Raw genomic sequence first — 2898 nt, 5'->3', positions numbered from 1 at the left:
CGGACCGCCCAGCGCGTCGCGCATCTCCGGCGCCGGCATCCGCAGGCTCACCATGCGACGCCGCCCGCCCGCCCGCTCGAACGCGTACGCCGCGTGGATCCCGCCGGTCAGCGCGGCCAGCTTCGGCCGGGACCAGCCGAGGATCCGGCCCATGCGCGTCATCACGGCGACGCTCACGTCCCGGTAGACGGCGATCTCGGCCAGCGCGGTCTCCCGCAGCGTCCGCCGGATCAGCGGCCCGTACCCGGCCGCCGACAGCCGCAGCAGCTCCTCGTGGCAGTAGGCCAGGTGGTTGTCCTCGTCGGCGGAGATCATCCGGACCGCCCGCCCGACGTCCGGATGCTCGCCGAAGTACCGGCACAGCAGCCGCATCTGCTCCGACGCCCGCTGCTCGGTGACCCGGCTGTGCGCCAGGTAGGTGACGAGGTCCCGCACCGTCAGGGTCTCCTCACGGCGCAGCTTGTCGTGCGGGAGCCCGATGCCGTTGCGCTCCAGGAGCATCGTGTAGTCGGTGTCCGGCGGCACCTCCACCGGCTCCAGGCCGCGCTTGCGCATCAGCGCGTTGAAGATCCGCCCGTGCTTGTCCTCGTCCGCGCCGTGCCGGGCGATCCGCGGCGCCATGGCCTGTTCCTCCGCCGGCACCAGTGCCGCGATGCGTGCGTTCTCCCAGCCGCCCTGCGTCTCGCCGCCCGCGGCGACGGAGCAGAACAGGCGGAACGCGTCGTCGTTGTCGAAGATCTCCTGGAACAGACTCCTGGCCGAAAGCATGGACACCTCTTTCGAGGACACGGGCGGGGACTTCCGGAGAACGAGTCAACGGCCGCGGCATGGCGGGCGCAACAGCTCAGCTCCTCCGCTCGGCCGACCGAAGGACCGGCCCGGCCCGCCCCCGCACGTAACCGGCGGGCCGCGGGAGCGTTGTTCCTGGTGACGGCCGTGGCGGGGAGGACCCCCGAGCCCCCACCACGGCCGCAGGCCCCCGAAACCCGCTGGGGCCCGCCGCCCGGTTGGGCGGCGGGCCCCAGCGGGGCGTCCCAGGATCAGGCAAGACCGGCGCGCTCCAGGGCCTCCATGCCGGCGCGCAGCGCGGTGATCCGCTCCTCGAGCGTGAAGCCGGCCGGGGCCAGGGTCAGCGTGGTGACGCCGGCGGCGGCGTATGCCTTCATCCGGTCGGCGATCCGGTCCACCGATCCCAGCAGGGCGGTCTTGTCGATCAGGTCCTGCGGGACCGCGGCCGCGGCGCCGTCCTTGTCGCCGGCCAGGTACTTGTCCTGGATCTCTGCGGCGGCCTGCTCGTAGCCCATGCGCTGGGCGAGCTGGTTGTAGAAGTTCTGCTTCCGGCTGCCCATGCCGCCCACGTAGAGCGCGGTGTACGGGCGGAAGGTGTCCGCCAGCGCCGGGACGTCCTTGTCCTCGCCCACGGCCAGCGGCACGGTCGGGACGATGTCGAAGCCCTCCAGCGTCCTGCCCGCCTTCTCGCGGCCCGCGCGGATGTGCTTGACCGCGGTCTCCTCGAGGTGTTCGGCCGACGGGAAGATCAGCAGGGCGCCGTCCGCGATCTCACCGGTCTGCTCGAGGTTCTTCGGACCGATGGCCGCGATGTAGACCGGGATGTGCTCGCGCTGCGGGTGCACGGTGAGCTTGAGCGGCTTGCCCGGGCCGCCCGGGAGCGGCAGGGTCCAGTGCTCGCCCTCGTAGGACAGGCGCTCACGGGTCATCGCCTTGCGGATGATCTCCACGTACTCACGCGTCCGGGCGAGCGGCTTGTCGAACTTCACGCCGTACCAGCCCTCGGAGACCTGCGGTCCGGAGACGCCCAGACCCAGCCGGAACCGGCCGCCGGAGAGCGAGTCCAGGGTCGCGGCGGTCATCGCCGTCATGGCGGGCTGGCGGGCCGGGATCTGGAAGATGGCCGAGCCCACGTCGATCCGCTCGGTCTGGGCGGCGACCCAGCTGAGCACCGTGGCGGCGTCGGAGCCGTACGCCTCCGCGGCCCAGCACACCGAGTAGCCCAGACGGTCGGCCTCCTTGGCCACCTCCAGGTTGTCCTGGTCCATTCCGGCGCCCCAGTAGCCGAGATTGATCCCGAGCCGCATGCCGCTCCCCTTACTGATCAGTAACGTCCCTGTCCAGCAGGACCCTAGCGCGCCGGGGGCCTGGTGGGGAGCGGGGGACGACGCGATGCGGGTCACGTCCGGGGGTGACGGGCGGTGCGGCCCGCGGACCGGTTGTCCACAGGGTTCCCCGGGAGCAAGATCCGGCCAGTAATGTGCGCGTTCATGAAGCAGAGGCATCTCGGCCGGACCGGCCTTCGCGTGTCCCGCATCGGACTCGGCACCCTCACCTGGGGCCGGGACACCGACGAGCACGACGCGGCCGAGTTGTTGAAGGCGTTCTGGGAGGCCGGCGGGAACCTGGTCGACACCGCCGACATATACGGCGGCGGGGAGGCCGAGTACCTGCTGGGCCGGCTGATCGCCGACCTGGTGCCGCGCGAGGACCTGGTCATCTCCACCAAGGCGGGCAGCGTGGCCGACCCCGAACGCCGGGTCGACGGCTCGCGCGGCCACCTGCTCGCCGCCCTCGACGCCTCGCTGGCCCGCCTCGGCACCGACCACGTCGACCTGTGGCAGGTGCACGCCTACGACGAGGACACGCCGATCGAGGAGACCCTGCAGGCGCTGGACATCGCGGTGACCAGCGGGCGGGCCCGCTACGTCGGCGTGTCCAACTTCTGCGGCTGGCAGCTCGCCCGGGCGGCCACCTGGCAGCTCGCCGCTCCCGGGGCGCGGACCGCGCTGGCGGGCACCCAGCTGGAGTACTCGCTGCTCCAGCGCGGCGTCGAGCGCGAGGTGCTGCCCGCGGCCCGGGAGCTGGGGATCGGCCTGCTGCCCTCCT

General features: G+C 72.5%; 3 protein-coding genes. 1 reads left to right on the top strand and 2 read right to left on the bottom strand.

The genetic code is table 11. The features are described 5' to 3' along the window. Both HW445_RS24955 and HW445_RS24950 read right to left on the bottom strand, forming a co-directional pair. Nucleotides 1–768 (bottom strand): ferritin-like domain-containing protein (locus HW445_RS24955; protein WP_180223179.1); only part of this gene is annotated, 768 nt, incomplete at its 3' end. A gap of 272 nt (nt 769–1040) precedes the next feature. Continuing rightward, entirely contained in the window at nt 1041–2096 is a 1056-nt protein-coding gene (locus tag HW445_RS24950; RefSeq protein ID WP_180223178.1) for an LLM class F420-dependent oxidoreductase, read from the bottom strand. A gap of 183 nt (nt 2097–2279) precedes the next feature. Between HW445_RS24950 and HW445_RS24945 the strand changes: the two genes are divergently transcribed. Continuing rightward, a partial coding sequence (locus HW445_RS24945; RefSeq protein WP_180223177.1) for an aldo/keto reductase occupies nt 2280–2898 on the top strand: 619 nt, incomplete at its 3' end.

Source organism: Streptomyces sp. UH6 (genome assembly GCF_013421635.1).
In the GTDB taxonomy this organism is placed as follows: domain Bacteria; phylum Actinomycetota; class Actinomycetes; order Streptomycetales; family Streptomycetaceae; genus Streptomyces; species Streptomyces abyssomicinicus.
The sequence above is the reverse complement of the archived record's forward strand: the minus strand, read 5'-3'. Positions and strand labels throughout refer to the sequence as shown.